Genomic DNA, 18,693 nt, shown 5'->3' with positions numbered 1-18,693 from the left:
CGCCCCCCCCGAAGAAGGCGCCCCGCCCAGTGCCCCCGCCCGGGACGCGCCGCACCCCGTCGGCCCTGTTCACCGTCGCCCTCGCGCTCGTGCTGCTGGCCGGGCCCGCCTGCGTACCCGGTGTCGAATCCCCGCCCCCGCCCGTCCAAGCCGCCCCGGCGCAGGCGTCCGGCCCGCCCACGGCCTACGGCGCCTACGTCGGTTACGGCGCCGACGCCGTCCGCCGGGTGGCCGGGTTCGGGGCCTGGCTCGGTCGGCCCGAGCCCCGGGTGGGGCACGCGTATCTGCCCGGGGACAACTGGAGCGACATCGAGGGCGCCTCCAACGACCTTGCGCTGTGGGCCGACTGGCGTCGGGAGGAGCAGGACCGGCTGCTCGTCCTCAACGTGCCGATGCTGGACCGCAACGAGGCCCACCTCCCCGACAGCGTGGTCCGCACCGAGTTGCGGGACGGAGCGGACGGACGCTACGACGACCACTTCCGCGCCCTCGCCGACCGTCTCGTCCAACTCGGCGTCCCCGACACCGAGATCGTCCTCGGCTGGGAGATGAACGGCACCACCTACAGCCACCGCTGTTCGCCCGACCCCGACTCCTGGAAGCGCTACTGGACGCGCATCGTCACCGCGATGCGATCCGTCCCCGGGCAGCGCTTCCGGTTCGACTTCACCCCCAACCGCGGCCGCGACGCGATCCCCTGGACCGACTGCTACCCGGGCGACGACTACGTCGACGTCATCGGCATGGACGCGTACGACGCCCCCCGCGGGCTGGCCTTCTCCCAGCAACTGACCGAGCCCTACGGGCTGTTGGCGCAGGTCGACTTCGCCCGCGCGCATCACAAGCCCATCGCCTACCCCGAGTGGGGCTTGTACGAGAACGGCGACAACCCCACCTACATGCGCGGCATGCTCACCTGGATGGCCGGGCAGCGTCCGCTCTACCAGACCATCAGCGACTACTGCCCCCACGGCGTTTGGCGCTGCCGCGACAACCCCAAGTCCTCAGCCGTATACAGAACCCTGACAGATCATCAGCCCTGAGAACGACGAGAGCGGCACCGCCCGCAGAAGAGGGCGGTGCCGCTCATGGACGGCCAACTACCTTGCTACGGCGTCCACTTCACGTTCGGGTTCACCTGGCCGGTCCAGTTGAAGATCGCCATGTTGTCCCAACCGTCCCCGCTCCCCGAGATGTCGGCCGGGTCCCAGCCGTTGCCCGTGACCGCGTACCAGGTCGGCTCCCAGTAGAAGACGCCGATCGCACCAGCGCTCCGGGCCGTGTTCTGCACCGCCGTGAACTCAGCACCCTGGCCCGCCCAGGTGAGCGGATACCCCGAGCACCCCGAAGTCACCGAGTTCGCCGTACTGTCCGCGTCGGACGAGGTGAACGGGTAGGCCGTCTCGGCGATGATGACGTCCTTGCCGTAGCGCGACTTCATGTCCGAGACGACGCTGCCCATGTTCGCCAGCGTGCCGTGCCACATGCAGTAGTAACTCAGCCCGGTGATGTCCCAGTTGACGCCCTGCGCCTTGATGCCGTCGTAGAACCAGCGGGCGTTGGAGTCGCTGTCCGCGTCGGCCGTGTGGATGATCACCTGGGTGGAACTGTTGCACGCCTTGGTCGCGTTGTAGCCCGACTTCAGCAGCAGGCCGAGGTTGGTGAAGTTGTTGTTGACGACCTTGCCGTCGTCCCACAGCATGCCGACGTTGATCTCGTTGCCGATCTGCACGCTGTCCGGGGTGGTGCCCTGGGACTTGAGGCTGTTGCAGACGTCGTAGGTGTAGTTGTAGACGTCGGTCTGCAGCGCGCTGATGCCGTGGCTCGACCAGGCCGCCGGCTTGTACTGCTTGCCCGGGTCGGCCCAGGTGTCGGAGTAGTGGAAGTCGATCAGCAGCTTGAGGCCCTTGGCCTTGACCTGCTTCGCGTACGCCAGCACCTTCGCCTTGTTGTTGTAGCCGCTGGCCGGGTTGTTCCAGATCCGCAGGCGGACGTAGTTGACGCCGGCGCCCTTGAGGATGTCGAGCGGGTCCTTCGCGGTCCCGCTGGAGTCGTAGTACTTGGCGCCGAGGTCGATCGCGCGCTGCGCGGACGAGACATCGGCGCCGAGCATGGTGAGCGAGTTCGCCGCGGCGGCGTCCGTGGGGGTGATCATCGCTGCCGGCAGGGCGACTGCGGCCAGGAGCAAGGCGACTTTGACTATGCGGCCCGGGCTTCTCACGTGGATCCCGACCTCCTTGGGTCGACTGACATGCGCATGCGGGTTGGTTCTGAGAACGTTCACAGTAGGAGAGGTAACAGGCGCTGTAAATATGTGTGTCGGTTGTATTTCCCGCTGTTCGTGGGCGTGATGTGTGTGCGTAGAAGATGGGAACGTACACAACTCGACGCACGCAGTGGTACCGAGGTACTACGCCAGCGCCCTCAATGACCCCCCGGTACGACGGTTTCGGGACCCCCGCCCTCCTAGCGTTGCCGGTGGGAAGGCCCAGTGGGGGCGGCGGCACGTGAGCGTGAGGGAAACCGATGATCGAGGCACACCAACTGACCAAGCGGTACGGAGAGAAGACGGCCGTCGACCGGCTGGACTTCGTCGTCCGGCCCGGCACGGTCACCGGCTTCCTGGGCCCGAACGGCGCCGGGAAATCCACCACGATGCGCATGATCGTCGGCCTGGACGCGCCCACCAGCGGCACCGTCACGGTCAACGGCAAGCCCTACGCCGAGCACACCGCACCGCTCCAGGAGGTCGGCGCGCTCCTCGAGGCCAAGTCGATCCACCCGGGCCGTTCCGCGTTCGACCACCTGATGGCGCAGGCCCACACGCACGGCATCCCGCGCCGCCGGGTCGACGAGGTCATCGAGATGACCGGGCTGCAGTCCGTGGCGAAGAAGCGGGCCGGGGCCTTCTCCCTCGGAATGGGCCAACGGCTCGGCATCGCCGCCGCGTTGCTCGGCGACCCGGCGACCGTCATGCTCGACGAACCCGTCAACGGCCTTGATCCCGAAGGTGTGTTGTGGATCCGCAACCTGCTGACCGGGCTCGCGGCAGACGGTCGTACCGTCTTCGTCTCCTCGCACCTGATGAGTGAAATGGCCCTGGTCGCCGACCACTTGATCGTCGTAGGGCGCGGGCGGCTGCTGGCCGACACCACCGTGCAGGATCTGGTCCGGCACGCGGGAGGCGACACCGTCACCGTCGCCTCCGAACAGCCCGCCAAGCTCCGCGAGGTCCTCGCCGGACCCGGCGTCGAGATCAGCGGCGAGGTCGGCTCCGAGGAACTGCACGTCACCGGGCTGACCGCGCGGGCCATCGGCCTCAAGGCCGCCGAGCACGGCATCCCGCTCTTCGAACTCAGCGCGCGCACCGTCTCGTTGGAGCAGGCGTTCATGGACCTGACCCGGGACGCCGTCGAGTACCACGGCTCCACCACCGTCGAGACCCCCGGGAGGGCCGCGTGAGCACCATCACCGCGACCGACAGCGCCGCACCCGCACCGGTGAAGGCGGCCCGTCCGCCGTACAAGGTCACCGGGCGTCGCGTGCTGCGCTCCGAGTGGGCCAAGTTGTGGTCCCTGCGCTCCACTTGGATCACCCTGGGCCTCGGCCTGCTGTTCCTGATCGCGTTCGGCCTGATCGCCGCCGCGCACTACAAGTCTTCCTACGACGGCGGGCATCTGCGGCCCGACGACGCCAACTCCACCGCGCTCGACCTCTCCCTCTTCGGTACGAACTTCGCGCAGCTCGCGCTCGGTGTGCTGGGCGTCCTGGTCACCGCCGGCGAGTACTCGACCGGCATGATCCGCTCCACGCTCGCCGCCGTGCCGCGCCGCCTGCCCGTGCTGTGGTCGAAGGCGCTCGTGTTCGGCGTGGTCGCGCTCGGCGTCTCACTCGTCGGGGTGTTCGTCGCGTTCCCGATCGTGAGCGGCATTGTCTCCGGCACGCCCGCGGCCCTCTCGTTCTCCCACTCCGGAGTCGTACGGAGCCTGCTCGGCGCCGGTCTCTACCTCGGCCTGGTCGGCGTGATCGGCACCGCGCTGGGCGCGCTGCTGCGTTCGGTCGCCGGGGGCATCTCGGTGCTGGTGGCCTCGCTGATGCTGGTACCCGGACTGATCTCGCTGCTGCCCACCTCCTGGCAGGACAACATCAGCCCCTACCTGCCGAGCAACGCGGGTGAGGCGATGTTCGCCCTGACCCACGACTCGACCACCCTCTCGCCCGGCGCCGGACTGCTGGTCTTCCTCGGCTGGACGGCGCTCGCGCTGGCCGGAGCGGCATACCGGTTGGTACGTACTGACGCCTGAGGTCGATGTCTCTGGCGAGCCGCGCGGCATCCGGCCTGGTCACCGGCCGGATGCCGCGCCGCCGTTTGACCGCTGCGACCGCACAATGGAGAGGTGACACCGATGAGCCTCGACGACCCCGCCCCCGCGCCGTTCGCGGAGGCGGACCTCCCGTGGAGTCACCCCCTGGCCGGCGGGCTGTCCCGGTTCGGCCGGAGGGTGAAGCAGGGCGACCGGCAACACCCGTGGGTGCTGGACACGGCCCTGATCGTCGTTGTCGCGGTCATGTTCTGCCTGCCGGACCTGGTGCACGACGACGACGGCCGGCGGCGGGGCTTCGACAACAGCTTCATCCATCTGCCCTGGCCCGCGACCATCGCCCTGCAGGCCGGACTGGTGCTGCCGCTGCTGTGGCGGCGCAGGAGGCCGACACTGGCCTTCGCCGTGATCACCGCGGTGTTCTTCGTCCAGGCGGGGCTGGGCGTCTGGCTGCGCGCCGACGTCGCCCTGCTCATCTCCCTCTACAGCCTGGTCCTGCACGGACAGCTGCGGCGGCTGCCCGCCGCCTGCGCCGTGACCGTCGTCGCCCTGGGCGTGTTCGCCCTGCGGCTGCCGTCCCCGGTGCCGGTCCTCGACGCGCTGTTCGTCCTGTCCAGCACGATCACCGCGGCCGTCGCCCTCGGCTTCGTCGTCCGCATCCGGCGCGCCCAACTCGCCGTGCTGCGCGACCGCGCGGCCCGCCTGGAGATCGAACGCGACCAGCGCAGCAAGCTCGCCGCCGCCGCCGAACGCACCCGCGTGGCACGGGAGATGCACGACATCATCGGCCACAACCTCTCCGTCATCATCACCCTCGCCGACGGCGGCGCCTACGCCACCGACCTCGCCCCCGAGCGCGGAAAACAGGCGCTGCTCCTCATCGGCGACACCGGCCGCCAGGCGCTCGGTGAACTCCGGCGCATGCTGGGCGTGTTGCGCGTGCAGACCGCCACACCGGACGCCCCCGAACTGAGCCCGCAGCCGGGTGTCGCCGACCTCGACGCCCTGTGCGCCCGTATCCGCGCGGCCGGTCCGCAGGTCGTGTACCGCACCGGCGGCGAACCGGCCGCCCTGGATCGCGGGGTCCAGCTGACCGTGTACCGCATCGTGCAGGAAGCCCTCACCAACGCCCTCAAGCACGCGGGCCACGACACCCGCGTCGAACTCGCGGTCAACGTCGAGGAGTTGAGGGTGCACATCGACTGCCACGACACCGGCCCGGGCGGGACCGTCAGCGGACCCGAACCGAGCCATGACGAAGGACACGGACTCGCCGGCATGAGAGAACGCGCCGCCCTCTACCACGGCACCGTCACCGCGGGCCCCGCCCCCGGCGGCGGCTGGACGGTACGGGTCACCCTCGACCTCACCCCGCCCGACGCGATCGGGGGAGCGGCATGACGACCGTGCTCATCGTGGATGACCAGCCCCTCCAACGCCTGGGATTCCGCATGCTGTTGGAGGCCAACCCCGACACCGAGGTGGTCGGCGAGGCGGGCCACGGCGGCGAGGCGGTGCGGATGGCCGCCGAACTGCGCCCCGACGTGATCCTGATGGACGTACGGATGCCGGGTATGGACGGCATCGAGGCCACCCGCCGGGTCGTCGCGGCCGGCGACCGCTCCCGTGTCCTCATCCTGACCACCTTCGACCTCGACGAGTACGCCCACGAGGCACTGCGCGCGGGAGCCAGCGGCTTCCTCCTCAAGGACGCCCACCCCGAGGAACTCCTCGCCGGTATCCGGGCGGTGGCCTCCGGCGACGCCGTCATCGCGCCCGCGCTCACCCGCCGCCTGCTGGACGCCTACGCCCAGCACCTGCCGAAGAGTTCACCGGAAGGACCCGCTGTCGTGCCCGCGACGGACGACCCCCGCATCCGCTCCCTCACCGAACGCGAGCGCGAGATCCTCGTCGCCATCGGCCAGGGCTGGACCAACGGCGAGATCGCCGAACGCCTCTTCCTGTCCGAGTCCACGGTGAAGACCCACGTCGGCCGCGTCCTCGCGAAGGTCGGCGCCCGCGACCGCATCCAGGCGGTGATCCTGGCCTACGACTTGGGCCTGGCCCGCCCCAACTTCTCCGACCAGTAGGGCGAGTTGCCCCCGGCCATCACGCAACCTTAGGTTGCACCGCCCGCACGCACAGCTTCGTACACGATGTGGACGCTGCGGCACATCGGGACGACTGTTGCTTCCCATGGTCGAGATCAAAGGGGCTGTGTCCCGCAGAACGATGTTGGGCGCCATGGCGGCGACGGCGACCGCGGCAAGCATGCCGCTGACCGTCGCGGCACCGAGCGCCGAAGCCGCACCGCAGGTGAGACCCGATCTTCTCTACGTCGGCACCTGGAACGGCGGCCAGGTCTACGGGGTCCGCTTCGACCCCGTCCGAGGGACCCTGACCTCCAACGGGCCGGTGGCCCAGGTCAGTTCGGGCTGGGTGACGGCGCACCCCGACCGTCCGATCCTCTACGTCGGCAGCCAACTGGACGGCGGAATCGTCACCGTCTTCGACATCGACCGCACGACCGGCGCGCTGACGGAGACCGGCCAGGTGAGCACAGACGCCGGTGGAACGGCCGGCGGCGGCCTGTCGTACCTCGGCGTGGACCGCCCCTCCGGCACCCTGCTCGTCGCCAACTTCGAGGCAGGGCTTGCCATTTCGCTCCCGATCCGCAGAGACGGCGGCCTCGGCTCACCGGTCTCGGTCGTCGCCGACACCGGATCGGGGCCCGGCCCAAGGCAGTTGGGCCCGCACCCGCACGAGGTCGTCGTGGCCCCGGGCCGCCGCCACGCCCTGGTCCCGGACCTCGGCGCCGACCGCGTCTTCGTCTACGGCTTCGACGGTACGACGGGTGCGCTGTCGTCCGGCGAGAACGGACCCGGCGCCTACGCCACCGACGCCGGTGCGGGCCCGAGACGGATCGTCTTCCACCCCGACGGACGCAAGGCGTATCTGCTGACCGAGCTGACGGCGGAGCTCCAACTCCTCGGCTGGGACGGCAGATCGGGGGAGATGACCAAGCGTCAGAGTCTCGCCATCGACTCACCGGACTTCGCCGGCACCAAGAGCGCCGCCGAGTTGGCCATCAGCCGGGACGGCCGCTTCGTCTACGCATCAAGTCGCGGCGAGAACACGCTCGTTGTGTACGCGGTCGAGCGGCGGACGGGACTGCTCTCCCTCCTCCAGCGCATTCCCTGCGGGGGGTTGAAGCCCTGGAGCTTCACCGTGCACCCGAGCGGGCGCTGGCTGTTCGTCGCCAACGAGGCGAGCAGCACCCTCGACGTGTTCGCCGTCGACCGCCGTTCCGGTCTGCTGACCGGCACCGGGAACTCCCTCGCGATACCGAACCCCGACTGCGTCGCCGTCTGCGCACGCTGACGTCCAGTCGTACCCGGAGATCCAGCCGCACGTGATTGTCCAACAATCATGTGCGGCAAGGATCTTGAGCCTGAAGAGCTGTCACGTTCTTGCTGCACACTTCTTGCCGCCATGGGTCGTCGCTGTTACGTTCGCTGCATCGCTTGTCGGACAATCCGAAGCGAGCGCAGGTTCACCCTCCCCCCAACCCCTACGTGTAGGCCGGGCAAGGAGACCACGTTGTCGAACAATCAGCGCCCACCCCATTCCGAAGCCCTCCGCTTCGACCACGTCACCCTCCAGTTCCCGGGAAGCCGGCGGCCGGCCATCGAGGACGTGTCGTTCCAGGTCGAGCGAGGCAAGTTCGTCGCCGTCATCGGACCCAGCGGCTGCGGCAAGAGCACCATCCTCAACCTGGCCGCCGGACTGCTCGCCCCGACCCTGGGCCGCGTCCACTTCGACGGCGAGCCGGTGAACGCCGTCAACTCCGAGGCGGCGTACGTCACTCAGCAAGCCAACCTCCTGCCCTGGCTGAGTGTCCGGGCCAACATCGGACTCGCCCTGAAGTTCCGCAAGGTCCCCAAGGACGAGCGGGAGGAACGCATCGCCCACTGGGTGAAGGTCGTCGGCCTCACCGGCTTCGAGGATCACTACCCCCGCGAGCTGTCCGGCGGCATGCAGAAGCGCTGCGCGATCGCCCGCGCCCTGATCTACAACCCGTCCATCGTGCTGATGGACGAACCCTTCGGACCGCTGGACGCCATCACCCGGCTCAAGCTCCAGCAGGATCTGCTCAACCTCTGGGAGGGGGAGCGCGGCGGCACGCTCGTCTTCGTGACGCACGACCTCAACGAGGCGATCTACCTCGCCGACGAGGTGATCGTGATGTCCGACGGGCCCGGCACCATCCGCCGGGTGCTGCCTGTCCCCTTCGAACGGCCGCGCAGCATCGGCTCCCTCGTCGAGTCCCGTGAGTTCTCCGAGCTCTACAACGACCTGTGGAGCCTGTTCAAGTCCCAGTTGCAGACGTCGGACGCCGGCGCGTAGGTCCAACCGCGTTCGCTCTGCCGCGCTTTCGGAAGCGCGCCATCACCTGACGGTTAGTCAACCCGCCCTGCGAGGTGCCCAGCGTTGATATCGATCGCTGAAGAGATCGCCGTACCGAGCCCACCGCACCGCGTCTGGGAGATCGTCTCGAACCCCTCCGAGGTCGTCGCCTGCATCAACGGCGCCGAACTCGGCGAGGCCCACGACGACGGCTCCTTCGACGGCACCCTCGTCGTCAAGTTCGGGGCGATGAAGGTGAGTTTCGCCGCGAGAGTCGCTCTGGACCTCACCGAATCCGACCGGGAGGGCCGCCTCTCGGCCCGCGGCAAGGACGGCCAGGGCGGCACCCGCTTCATCGCCCGCGCCAAGTTCCGGGTGACCGAGGGGGAAGGGCCGGGGGACGCGCGTGTGAGCGTGCTGGGCGAGGTCCAACTCAACGGCAGGCTGGCCCCGTTGGTCGAGTCCGGCGCCGGTGCGATGGTCTCGCGGATGACCCGGGAGTTCTCGGCGGAGCTGATCCAGCGGTGCGCCGGAACTGAGGCGCAGGCACCGGCACACCCCGCCGGGCTGCTCGGCCGCCTGCGCGCCTGGTGGGCCCGGTTCCTGAGCCGACGTCAGAAAGCTTCAGCGGCAAGCGAATCGGCGGCAACGACAGCGACGGCTTCGGCGACCAAGGAGGCAGGCAATGACCCCGCCCAGGCTCAATAACGTGATCGGCGCACTGGAGTCGGGACGCCACGCCTTCGCCTCCTTCGCCGCCCCCGACCCCGCGTCCGCCGTCGAGTTCAGCACCACCGACTACGACGGCCTGGTCTTCGAGACCGAGCACAAACCCTGGGACGTCACCGCCCTGCGGGACAGCCTCCAGTACCTCCTGAACCGTCGTCAGATCCATGCCGCCGACAGCCTCGCGCCCGCCGTCACCCCGCTCGTGCGGATCCCGGCCAACGGCGGCGAGAAGGCGCAGTGGCACGCCAAACAGGTCCTCGATCTGGGCGCGTACGGGGTGGTCTGGCCGCACATCACCACCGTGGACGAGGCCCGCAACGCGGTCGCGGCCTGCCGCTACCCGAGCCTGCCCGGCGGCCCCCGTCACGAGCCCGCCGGCCTGCGCGGCGACAGTCCGGGCGCGGCGGCCCGCTACTGGGGCATCACGAACGCCGAGTACTACAGGAGAAGCGACGTCTGGCCGCTCGACCCGGACGGCGAGATCCTCGTCGCCCTCATGATCGAGGACCAACGCGGCATCGAGAACCTCCCCGACATCCTCGACCAGGTCCCCGGCATCGGCCTGATCCTGATCGGAGAGGGCGACCTGAGCCAGGAGTTGGGCGTACCACGCGAGTACGAACATCCGCGCGTCCTGGAGTGCAAGCGCCGCGTCCTCGACGTCTGCGGGGAGCGCGGAGTCGCCGTCGGCCATCCGCATGTCACCGCCGACAACGTCAAGCAAGTCCTCGACGACGGCTACCGGTTCCTGATGTCGGCGCCCGTGCGCTCGTACCCGGGCCTCGACCTGGGCCGCACCCTGACCGGCCGTACCCCCGGCTCCGGAAGGGAGGGCCTTCGGTGATCATCGACAGCCACGGCCACTTCACCACCGCCCCACCGGCGCTGGGCAGTTGGCGCGAACGGCAGATCCGCGCCTTCGAGGAATCCGGCGCCCGCGTGTCACGCGACGACCTCCACATCACCGACGACGAGATCAAGAACGCGGTGGAGCAAGGCCAGTTGAAGCTCCAGCTGGAACGCGGCACGGATCTCGGCCTGTTCTCCCCGGGCGCCGGCAAGATGGCTCACCACTACGGCGACGAACGCACCAGCCTCGACTGGTCCCGGGTCAGCAACGACGTGATCGCCCGGGTCTGCGGACTGTTCCCGGGCCGGTTCGTCGGCGTGTGCCAGCTGCCCCAGTCACCGGGCGACGCGCTGCCCGCCTCGGTGTGCAACTCCGTCACCGAACTGGAGCGCTGCGTCGAGGAGTTGGGCTTCGTCGGCTGCCTCCTCAACCCCGACCCCTCGGACGGCTACTGGCAGGCACCGCCCCTCACCGACCCGGTGTACTACCCGCTCTACGAGAAGCTCGTCGAACTCGACGTCCCCGCGATGGTCCATGTGGCGATGTCCAGGAACCCTGCCCTGCAAGGGACTTGTGCGCACTACCTCAACGGCGACACCGCGGTGTTCATGCAGCTGTGCATGTCCGACCTGTTCACCGACTTCCCGTCCCTGAAACTGATCCTGCCGCACGGCGGCGGCGCCGTCCCCTACCACTGGGGCCGCTACCGGGGCGTCATGCAGGACCAGGGTCGGCCCCCGCTGGAGGAAGCGGTCCTGCGCAACGTCTACTTCGACACCTGCGTGTACCACCGGCGCGGCATGCAGCTCCTCGTCGACGTGATCCCCGCCGAGAACATCCTCTTCGCCTCGGAGATGATCGGCGCCGTCCGCAGCGTGGACCCCGAGACCGGCCACCGCTTCGACGACACGAAATACCTCCTCGACTCCCTCGACACGCTGAGCGACACCGACCGGCGCGCGATCTACGGCGGCAACGCCCTGCGCGTGTTCGGCCGCCTGGAGGGCGTGCTCAAGAACCTCCCGTCAAGCACCCTGTCTGCCCCGCCAAGCACCCCGTCCGTCCCGTCCAACACCCTTAAGGAGGCCGGGAATTGAAGGCCTACGAAGCCCTCGCCGAGGCGTTCGTCAAGGAGGGCACCAGCGACGTCTTCGGCATGATGGGCGACGCCAACATGCACTGGATGAACGCGCTGGACCGGCGCGGCGTCCGCCTCTACGAGGTACGCCACGAAGGCTCCGGCCTCGGCATGGCCGACGGCTGGGCCCGAACCACCGGCCGCCCAGGGGTCGTTACGACGACCAGCGGTCCCGGCACCTCGCAGCTGGCCACGTCGATGATCGTCGCTAACCGCGCCCGCACCCCGCTGGTCGCCTTTTGCGGCGAGACGAGTTGGGGCGACCAGGGCGCCGTGCAGTACCTCGACCAGCGCCGTTTCGCCGCCGCGATCGAGTGCGGCTTCGTCCACCTCTCGCGCCCCGCCCAGGCACAGGAGGCCGTACAGCGCGCCTTCTACCAGGCCCGCACCGAGTCACGTCCGGTGATGCTGAGCGCCCCGATCGACGTCCAGCAGGGGGAGTTGGAGGACGCCGACGAGTACGTCCCCTCCCTCGCCCTCCTCGACAGTCCCCGTCTGCTGCCCGACCCGGCCCGGATCGCCGCGGCCTGCGACATCGTCCGGGCGAGCAAGCGCGTGGTGATCGTCGCCGGACGCGGGGCGCGCCGCGCGGGCGCCGGCGGTGAGGTGCTCGCCCTCCAGCAGCGGACCGGAGCCCTCCTCGCCACCACCCTCCAGGCGAAGAACTGGCTGTGCGACAGCACCCGTTACCACGTCGGCCTCGCCGGGCTGTTCGGCAGCAGGACGGCCACCGAACTCCTCCAGGAGGCCGACTGCGTGATCGCGGTGGGCGCCAGCCTCAACAGCTACACCATCGAACACGGCTACCTCTTCCCCGACGCCAAGTACATCCAGATCGACGTCTCCCCGCACATCGTGATGGGCAACGGCAGGGCCGCCGACTGCTACATCCAGGCCGACGCGGTCACCGCCGTGGGCGAGTTGAGCCGCGCCCTGGAAGAACGCTCGGTCCACCTCGACGGCTTCCACACCGACGACGTCCTGCGCCGCCTCGCCGAACCGCTCCAACCTCCGGCGTCGTACGTCACCGAACCGGGCCGCATCGACCCACGCCAGGCGATCCGCATCCTGGACGACGAACTCCCCGGCGAAATGGGCCTGGTGCTCGGCAGCGGGCACCAAGTCGACTTCGGCACCATGCTGTTCCAACGCTCCCGCGAAGTCCTCTCCAACTACGGCATGTTCGGCGCCATCGGCCAGGCCCCGCTCCTCGCGATCGGCCGACTGGTTGCCGAGGGACGGCGCCCCGGATTCGTGGTGGAGGGCGACGCCAGCTTCCTGATGCACCTCTCCGAGTTCGAGACAGCCTGCCGGTACGGTATCCCGCTCCTCGTCGTCGTCATGAACGACGAGGGACTCGGCGCCGAGTACCACAAGTCCCGCTCCAAGGGCCTCGATCCGAACCTCGCCCTCATCCCGACCCCTGAACTTGGACCGGTCGCGGTGGCCCTCGGCGGGGGAGGCGCCACAGTCCGCACCCCGGCCGAACTGACCGCCGCCGTCGCGGAGTTCGTGCGCGCGCCCCGCCCCACCGTGATCGACGTCCGCATCACCCGCGAGGTGCTGAGCGTTCCCTACCGCCGCCTCATGTACGGCGAGGACGTATGAGGCGGGCACCGATGACACCGCTGACCGTCCTGCTGGGCGACTACCCGCACACCCGGTGCCTGAGGGAGACCCCCGTCCTGGGCGGCGACTGCCGCTTCGTCGAGGCCGCCCCGCTGTATCCGGCCTTCGCCCGCATGGTCCGCCAACTGGAGTACGACGTCTGCGAGTTGGCCCTCGCCACTTACCTCCAGGCCCGCGAGGCCGGCGTCCCGATCACGCTGCTCCCGGTCGTGATGATCGGCGGCACCCACCACCGCTCCCTGACCCGCCTCCCGGACGGCCCCGACCTCACCCCCGGCCAACTCGTCGGCCGCCGGGTGGGCGTGCGCTCCTACAGCCAGACCACCGGCCTGTGGGTGCGGGGCCTGCTCCGCGAGGAGTACGGCGTCGAGGCCTCCGACGTCACCTGGGTCACGACCGAGGAACCCCACGTCGCCCAGTACCGCGAACCGGCCTACGTGGAACGGTCCAAGGCCGGGCGCGTAGCCGATCTGCTCCGCGCCGGGGAGGTCGAGGCGGCCGTGCTCGGCCCGCGCGCGATCGGCGGACAGGGCGAGGGCCTGGTCCCGCTGATCCCCGACGCGGAGGCGGCGGGCCTCGCCTGGATCGACCGGCACGGCACCGTCCCCGCCAACCACGTGGTGGTCGTCCGCGACGACGTCCTGCGGTCCCAGCCGGAGGCGGTACTCGCCCTGTACCGCTCCCTCCGGGACGCCATCGCCGCCACCGCGCGGGAGCGCGACGACTCAACGGCCGGCCGCGCGGTGGCCGCCGGTTGGACCGTTCCACTCGCCAACTGCCTTGAGATCGCCGGGCGCTACGCCCTGGAACAGGAACTCGTGCGCACCCTCGTGGACGTGGGCGCGATCGAGAAGGAAACCGCTTTCGTCCGAGGAAGCTGAGAGGAGGCACCGATGGCAGGACTACGGCACCGACCGAGCGCCCCCACCCGGCGTCCCGACCAGTGGACACCGGACCTCCTCGCGAAGGTCGACTGGCGCCGCCGCGCGGCGGCCGAACCCTTCCGCGGAGTGACCACACCGGAGGGTATACGCCCGGGCCTCTTCCCTCTGCGCGACACCGGTGTGGACGTCGGCCCGGTACGGCAGGCGGCGGAGGACTACCTCGCCGCACTCTCGCCGACGCAACTGGCCGCGGGCAGATTCCCCATCGACGATGTGACATGGCGTCACTGGGCCAACGGGGCACGGTACTTCCTCCGCCACGGCCTCTGCCTGGAGGACTTCGACGACGAGAAACGGCACCGCGTCCTGGACGTCGTCCGCGCCAGTCTCAGCGCCTACGGCTACACCCAGGTCGTCGAACTGATGCACCTCAACCTCACCATCGGCGAACTCCGCGGTGAGGAAGACCTGTTGAACGAGTGGCTGTACTGGTTCAGCGTCTACGGCGAGCCCGAGAACGGCCACCCCTGGGGCTGGCAGCTCGACGGCCACCACGTCAACGTCAACTGCGTCTTCGTCGGCGACCAGATGGTGCTGACGCCCACCTTCCTGGGCGCCGAACCGGTGACCGCCACTTCCGGGAAGTACGCCGGGACGACCGTCTTCCGGCGCGAAGAGGCCGTAGGGCAAGAGCTGTTCACCACTCTGACGCGCCGTCAGCGGGAGCGGGCGGTGATCGCGGACGAGCTGCCGCCCGACCTGTTCGTCGGAGCCTTCCGCGACAACTTCCAACTCGCCCACCAGGGACTGCCGTTGAGCGAACTGACCTTGGGCCAGCGTGCGATCGCGGCGGAACTCATGGGCCTCTACGTCAACCGGGCCGCCGACGGCCACGCCCGGGTCCGGATGGACGAGGTCACCGCCCACCTCGCGGACACCCGTTTCGCCTGGATCGGCGACGGCGTACCGGACAGCGCCTTCTACTACCGCCTCCACAGCCCGGTGATCCTCGTCGAGTTCGAGCACCAGGCCGGGGTCATGTTCGACAACGACGTGCCCTCGCGCAAACACATCCACACCGTGGTCCGCACCCCGAACGGCAACGACTACGGGACCGACCTGCTGCGCCGGCACCACGAGCGGTTCCATCGGAAGAGGAGCACGGGATGAAGATGGTTCTGGGCCGCGACGACCTCGCGGCCGCCGCGGAGACCGCCGTCCGCGCCACCGGGACGCACCTCGAACGAATCGACGTACGGCCCGTGCACAAGGCCTCGCGCGGCTTCGTCAACGACACGGACGTGGACCTCTGCGAGCTGGCGGTCGTCACGCTGCTCCAGGCCGTCGCCCACGGGAAGCCCGTCGTGCTGCTCCCGGTCACCACCCTCGGCCGCCACCAGCACCAAACCCTGGTCACCTGCGGCGACTTGACGCTCGCCGACATCGAGGGCAGCACGGTCGGCGTCCGCTCCTGGAGCCAGACCACCGGCGTATGGGTGCGCGGTTTCCTGAGCGAGCAGTACGGCGTCGACCTGCGCAACGTCGACTGGGTCGGCTACGAGGACGGCCACATCGACGAGCACGAGGACCCGGCCTGGGTGAAGCGCGCCCCCGAAGGCGCCCGGCTCCAGGCGGACTTCCTCGAAGGGCGCCTCGACTTCGGGATCATGGGCAACGAACTCCCGGCCGACGACCGCATCCGCACCGCGATTCCGGACGCGTCCGACGTCGCTCAACTGTGGGCGCTCACCAAGGGGTTCGCCCCCGTCAATCACATCATCGGGGTCACTGCGTCAGCCGCCCGCGCGCACTCCGCAGCCCTCTGCGCCGCCTACGACGCGATGCGCGCGGCGCTCCCGCCGACCAGCCCCGTGGACTTCCACCCCGTCGGCTTCGAGGCGCTGCGCGGACCGGTCGCGCAGGCCGCCCAATACGCCCTGGAGCAGGGCGTGTTGCCTCGTCCAGTCCCCTTCGACGAGCTGGTGGTGGGGAGTTGCGCGGCCCTCGGCGTGGAACCCGGGCGACTCGGCGGATAGGCCGGCGCGGACGGCCGTAGCCGGTACACCCAACGATCGGAAGGCAGGGAATGCAAAAGCTCTCGGTGGCCCTCGGGGAGTACCCGCACGGGAAGGCGCTCCTCGACGGCGAGGTCGAGCTGGACGGGTACAGGATCGAGCCGGTCGAGGTCCGGCCGGTCATCGGCGCCTACCGGCGGATGATCCGCGACCTGGAGTTCGACGTGTGCGAACTCGCCCCCGTCTCCTACCTGATGGCCAGACAGGAGGGCGTACCGCTCACCGCGATCCCGGTGTTCCTCAACCGCCGTTTCCACCACGGAGACGTGCAGTGCGCCGAGGACTCGGCCATCCGCGCGCCCCGCGACTTGGAGGGCCGCCGAGTCGGGGTCCGCGCGTACACGGTGACCACCGGGGTGTGGGTGCGCGGCATCCTCGCCGAGCAGTACGGCGTGGACATCGAGAAGATCACCTGGGTGGTGGACGACGACGACCACATCGAGGGTCGTACCCCGACGAACGTCGAACGGGTCGCGGACGGACGGTCGTTGGGCGAGCTGCTGCACGCCGGTGACCTCGACGCCGCGTTCACCGGCAACGCGGGCACCGGCCGGGCGGGCGCACCCCGGGCGGGCTGGGCGGCGGCGGACGAGGGGGTCGGCGACGGGCCGTACCCGCTCTTCCCGGACGCCGAAGTCCTCGCCGTGGACTGGTACTTGCGCACCGGCATCTACCCGCTGCACTCCCTCATCGCGCTCCGCTCCGACCTGGTCGAACGCGACCCAGCCCTCCCCGCCAAGCTCTACACGGCCTTCGTCGACAGCAAGCGCAGGCAACTCGCCGCCGATCCCGACTGGTTGACGCAACCCCGCTTCGCCCGTCAGGCGCGGCAGATCGGCGGCGACCCCGTCCCCTACGGCATCGACGCCAACGAGCCGAGCCTCGCCGCGCTCGTGCGGTTCTCCCGGGACCAGGGCCTCCTCGACCCCGGTTTCCCGACCGACCCGCACGCTCTGTTCGCCACCGGCGACCACCCCGATGCCTGACCGAAATGACGTACCGCACAAGGGAGTTGGACCATGGACGTGGTCGACGCGCACTGCCACATCATCTCGGAGGACCAGGCCCGGTATCCGCGGGCGCCGATCGGCGGCAAGCAGTCGGCGTGGGCCGAGTCCCGGCCGGTGACCGCCGCCGGGATGGTGACCCGGATGGAAGAGGCGGGCATCGGCCAGGCCGTCCTCGTCCAGGCGACCACGGCCTACGGCTACGACAACTCCTATGTCCTCGACAGTTGCCGCAGCCGCCCGGGACGTTTCGTCGCCGTCGGTACTTTCGATCCGCTGCGCCCGGCCGCCGCCGACATCCTGACGAACGAGGTCGGCGACGGAGGCCTCGCCGGGGTGCGGCTGTTCACGAGCGGCAGCACGGTGCCGACGCAGGGGGAGTGGTTCGCGGCTCCCGAGACGTATGAATTCTGGCGCCGGGCGGGGGAGTTGGGCATCACCGTCTGTCTGCAGATGCGGCTCGGGGCGGCTACCAAGCAACTCCGGCAGGTGCTGGAGCGGTTCCCGGACGTCAGGGTCCTCCTCGACCACATCGGCTACCCGGACATCGCCGCCTCGCCCGCCCGCGCCGGTGCCGATGTCGCCGAACTCGCCCAGCACCCGGGCCTGTTCCTGAAACTCACCCACCGCAATCTGGAGCGGCTGTACGACGCCGGGAAAGCCGCGGCCGACTTCCTCGAACCCGTCGTAGCCGCGTTCGGCGCCGACCGGATCGCGTGGGGCTCCAACTGCCCTGCCGCGGAACAGTCGTTGCCCGAACTGCTGCGCTTGGCCGAGGACGTCCTCGCCGTACTCCCGGACGACGCCCGGCAGGCGATCTTCGCCGGCACGGCACGACGGCTGTACCCCGGGCTGACCGAAGAAGGCGCCTGAACGGGACATACTCCCGGAACGGCCGACATCAGCGGCCGGCAACCCTTCCGAGAACACACAGGTGATCAAGGTGGACATCAGCGGTTACGACGACGTCGTGGATCCGGGCCGGACGTCGCCCACCCGGCACAGCCAGGCCTACGACGGGCTGCGCTCGCTGCTCCTGTCGGGCAGCGTCGAGCCGGGCACCCGGCTCACCGAGGCCGACCTGACCAGGATGTTCAACGTCTCGCGCAGCACCATGCGGGCGGTGCTGGTCCGGCTGACCCAGGAGGGCTACGTCACCAGCGAGGTCAACCGCGGTGTCCGCACCCGGAGTTTCTCCGTCGAGGAGGCCGCGGACATCCTGGAGGCCCGCGAGACGCTGGAGTCCGCCCTCGCCGGGAAGGCCGCCGAACGCGCCACCGACGAGGAGATCGCCCAACTCCGCTCCACCCTCCGGGAGATGGAGGACTGCAAGGCGCGCGGCGACCAGGCCGCCTACTCGCGCGGCAACCGCCACTTCCACCAGCAGGTCAAACAGGCCGCCCACCAGCAGACCCTCGCCAAGGCCTACGACACGCTGCTCTACCCGCTCGTCATGCGCCAGTACCGCAACCTCTCCGCCCCGCACCCGCGCGCCGGTTCGCTGGAGGAGCACCAGGCGATCCTCCTCGCCATCGTCACCCGCAACCCCGAGGCGGCCGTCGCCGCGATGCGCCACCACGTGGCCTCAGCCCGCCAGGCACTCCTGCTGCGCTCCGCCCGCGACAGCCCCGCCCACGCCACCGACTGACCGA

Annotated in this window: 18 protein-coding genes; 17 read left to right on the top strand and 1 reads right to left on the bottom strand. The window is 69.8% G+C overall.

Features of this window, described 5'->3' with window-relative positions; all coding sequences use genetic code 11:
* The coding region (locus OO69_RS39950) for a glycoside hydrolase family 26 protein (RefSeq protein ID WP_420707950.1) at positions 1–1,043 on the top strand (1,043 nt) is incomplete at its 5' end.
* Positions 1,044–1,108: 65 nt separating this feature from the next.
* Here OO69_RS39950 and OO69_RS39945 read toward each other — a convergent pair.
* Complete coding sequence (locus OO69_RS39945) at positions 1,109–2,155, bottom strand: glycosyl hydrolase 53 family protein (RefSeq protein WP_051801564.1); 1,047 nt, start codon at positions 2,153–2,155, stop codon at positions 1,109–1,111.
* 371 nt (positions 2,156–2,526) lie between these two features.
* Here OO69_RS39945 and OO69_RS39940 point away from each other — a divergent pair, with 371 nt between their 5' ends.
* The 16 genes from OO69_RS39940 (at position 2,527) to OO69_RS39865 (ending at position 18,689) form a co-directional block, all read left to right on the top strand.
* Positions 2,527–3,462, top strand: a complete 936-nt coding sequence (locus tag OO69_RS39940) for an ABC transporter ATP-binding protein (RefSeq protein WP_033285844.1) — start codon at positions 2,527–2,529, stop codon at positions 3,460–3,462.
* Positions 3,459–4,304 carry an ABC transporter permease gene (locus tag OO69_RS39935; protein ID WP_033285843.1) on the top strand — a complete coding sequence of 282 codons (846 nt, stop codon included), beginning with the start codon at positions 3,459–3,461 and terminating at the stop codon, positions 4,302–4,304. The genes OO69_RS39940 and OO69_RS39935 overlap by 4 nt, the downstream gene beginning before the upstream one ends.
* A gap of 102 nt (positions 4,305–4,406) precedes the next feature.
* Positions 4,407–5,723, top strand: coding sequence for a sensor histidine kinase (locus OO69_RS39930; RefSeq protein WP_033285842.1), 1,317 nt, complete (start codon positions 4,407–4,409; stop codon positions 5,721–5,723).
* A complete protein-coding gene (locus OO69_RS39925; protein WP_033285841.1) occupies positions 5,720–6,412 on the top strand; it encodes a response regulator in 693 nt (230 codons plus the stop codon). Before OO69_RS39930 ends, OO69_RS39925 begins: the two co-directional genes overlap by 4 nt.
* A 127-nt stretch (positions 6,413–6,539) precedes the next feature.
* Entirely contained in the window at positions 6,540–7,703 is a 1,164-nt protein-coding gene (locus OO69_RS39920; protein ID WP_234444654.1) for a lactonase family protein, read from the top strand.
* 219 nt (positions 7,704–7,922) lie between these two features.
* Positions 7,923–8,729 carry an ABC transporter ATP-binding protein gene (locus OO69_RS39915; protein ID WP_033285840.1) on the top strand — a complete coding sequence of 269 codons (807 nt, stop codon included), beginning with the start codon at positions 7,923–7,925 and terminating at the stop codon, positions 8,727–8,729.
* Between the two features lie 84 nt (positions 8,730–8,813).
* On the top strand, positions 8,814–9,437 hold the full coding sequence (locus OO69_RS39910) for an SRPBCC domain-containing protein (protein ID WP_033285839.1): 624 nt from the start codon (positions 8,814–8,816) through the stop codon (positions 9,435–9,437).
* A complete protein-coding gene (locus OO69_RS39905; RefSeq protein WP_033285838.1) occupies positions 9,415–10,302 on the top strand; it encodes an HpcH/HpaI aldolase family protein in 888 nt (295 codons plus the stop codon). The genes OO69_RS39910 and OO69_RS39905 overlap by 23 nt, the downstream gene beginning before the upstream one ends.
* Positions 10,299–11,405, top strand: coding sequence for an amidohydrolase family protein (locus OO69_RS39900; protein ID WP_051801554.1), 1,107 nt, complete (start codon positions 10,299–10,301; stop codon positions 11,403–11,405). Before OO69_RS39905 ends, OO69_RS39900 begins: the two co-directional genes overlap by 4 nt.
* The gene (locus OO69_RS39895) at positions 11,402–13,054 is read left to right on the top strand and encodes a thiamine pyrophosphate-binding protein (RefSeq protein ID WP_033285837.1); all 1,653 of its coding nucleotides are present in this window, start codon (positions 11,402–11,404) and stop codon (positions 13,052–13,054) included. The genes OO69_RS39900 and OO69_RS39895 overlap by 4 nt, the downstream gene beginning before the upstream one ends.
* Positions 13,055–13,065: 11 nt before the next feature.
* Entirely contained in the window at positions 13,066–13,956 is an 891-nt protein-coding gene (locus OO69_RS39890; RefSeq protein ID WP_051801553.1) for a hypothetical protein, read from the top strand.
* A gap of 12 nt (positions 13,957–13,968) precedes the next feature.
* Positions 13,969–15,129 (top strand): DUF3500 domain-containing protein, encoded by a 1,161-nt coding sequence (locus OO69_RS39885; protein ID WP_051801551.1) that lies wholly within the window; start codon positions 13,969–13,971, stop codon positions 15,127–15,129.
* Positions 15,126–15,995 (top strand): hypothetical protein, encoded by an 870-nt coding sequence (locus OO69_RS39880; RefSeq protein WP_033285836.1) that lies wholly within the window; start codon positions 15,126–15,128, stop codon positions 15,993–15,995. Before OO69_RS39885 ends, OO69_RS39880 begins: the two co-directional genes overlap by 4 nt.
* A 50-nt stretch (positions 15,996–16,045) precedes the next feature.
* On the top strand, positions 16,046–17,020 hold the full coding sequence (locus OO69_RS39875; protein ID WP_033285835.1) for a PhnD/SsuA/transferrin family substrate-binding protein: 975 nt from the start codon (positions 16,046–16,048) through the stop codon (positions 17,018–17,020).
* A gap of 33 nt (positions 17,021–17,053) precedes the next feature.
* Positions 17,054–17,914 (top strand): amidohydrolase family protein, encoded by an 861-nt coding sequence (locus tag OO69_RS39870; RefSeq protein WP_033285834.1) that lies wholly within the window; start codon positions 17,054–17,056, stop codon positions 17,912–17,914.
* A 61-nt stretch (positions 17,915–17,975) separates the two neighbouring features.
* Positions 17,976–18,689: a GntR family transcriptional regulator gene (locus OO69_RS39865; protein WP_234444653.1), complete on the top strand. Its 714-nt coding sequence runs from the start codon at positions 17,976–17,978 to the stop codon at positions 18,687–18,689.
* Positions 18,690–18,693 lie beyond the last annotated feature (4 nt).

Origin of the sequence: Streptomyces sp. NRRL F-525 (genome assembly GCF_000716605.1) — a bacterium.
Classification (GTDB): domain Bacteria; phylum Actinomycetota; class Actinomycetes; order Streptomycetales; family Streptomycetaceae; genus Streptomyces.
Note: the sequence above shows the minus strand (reverse complement) of the source record. Positions and strands in the feature narration are given on the sequence as shown.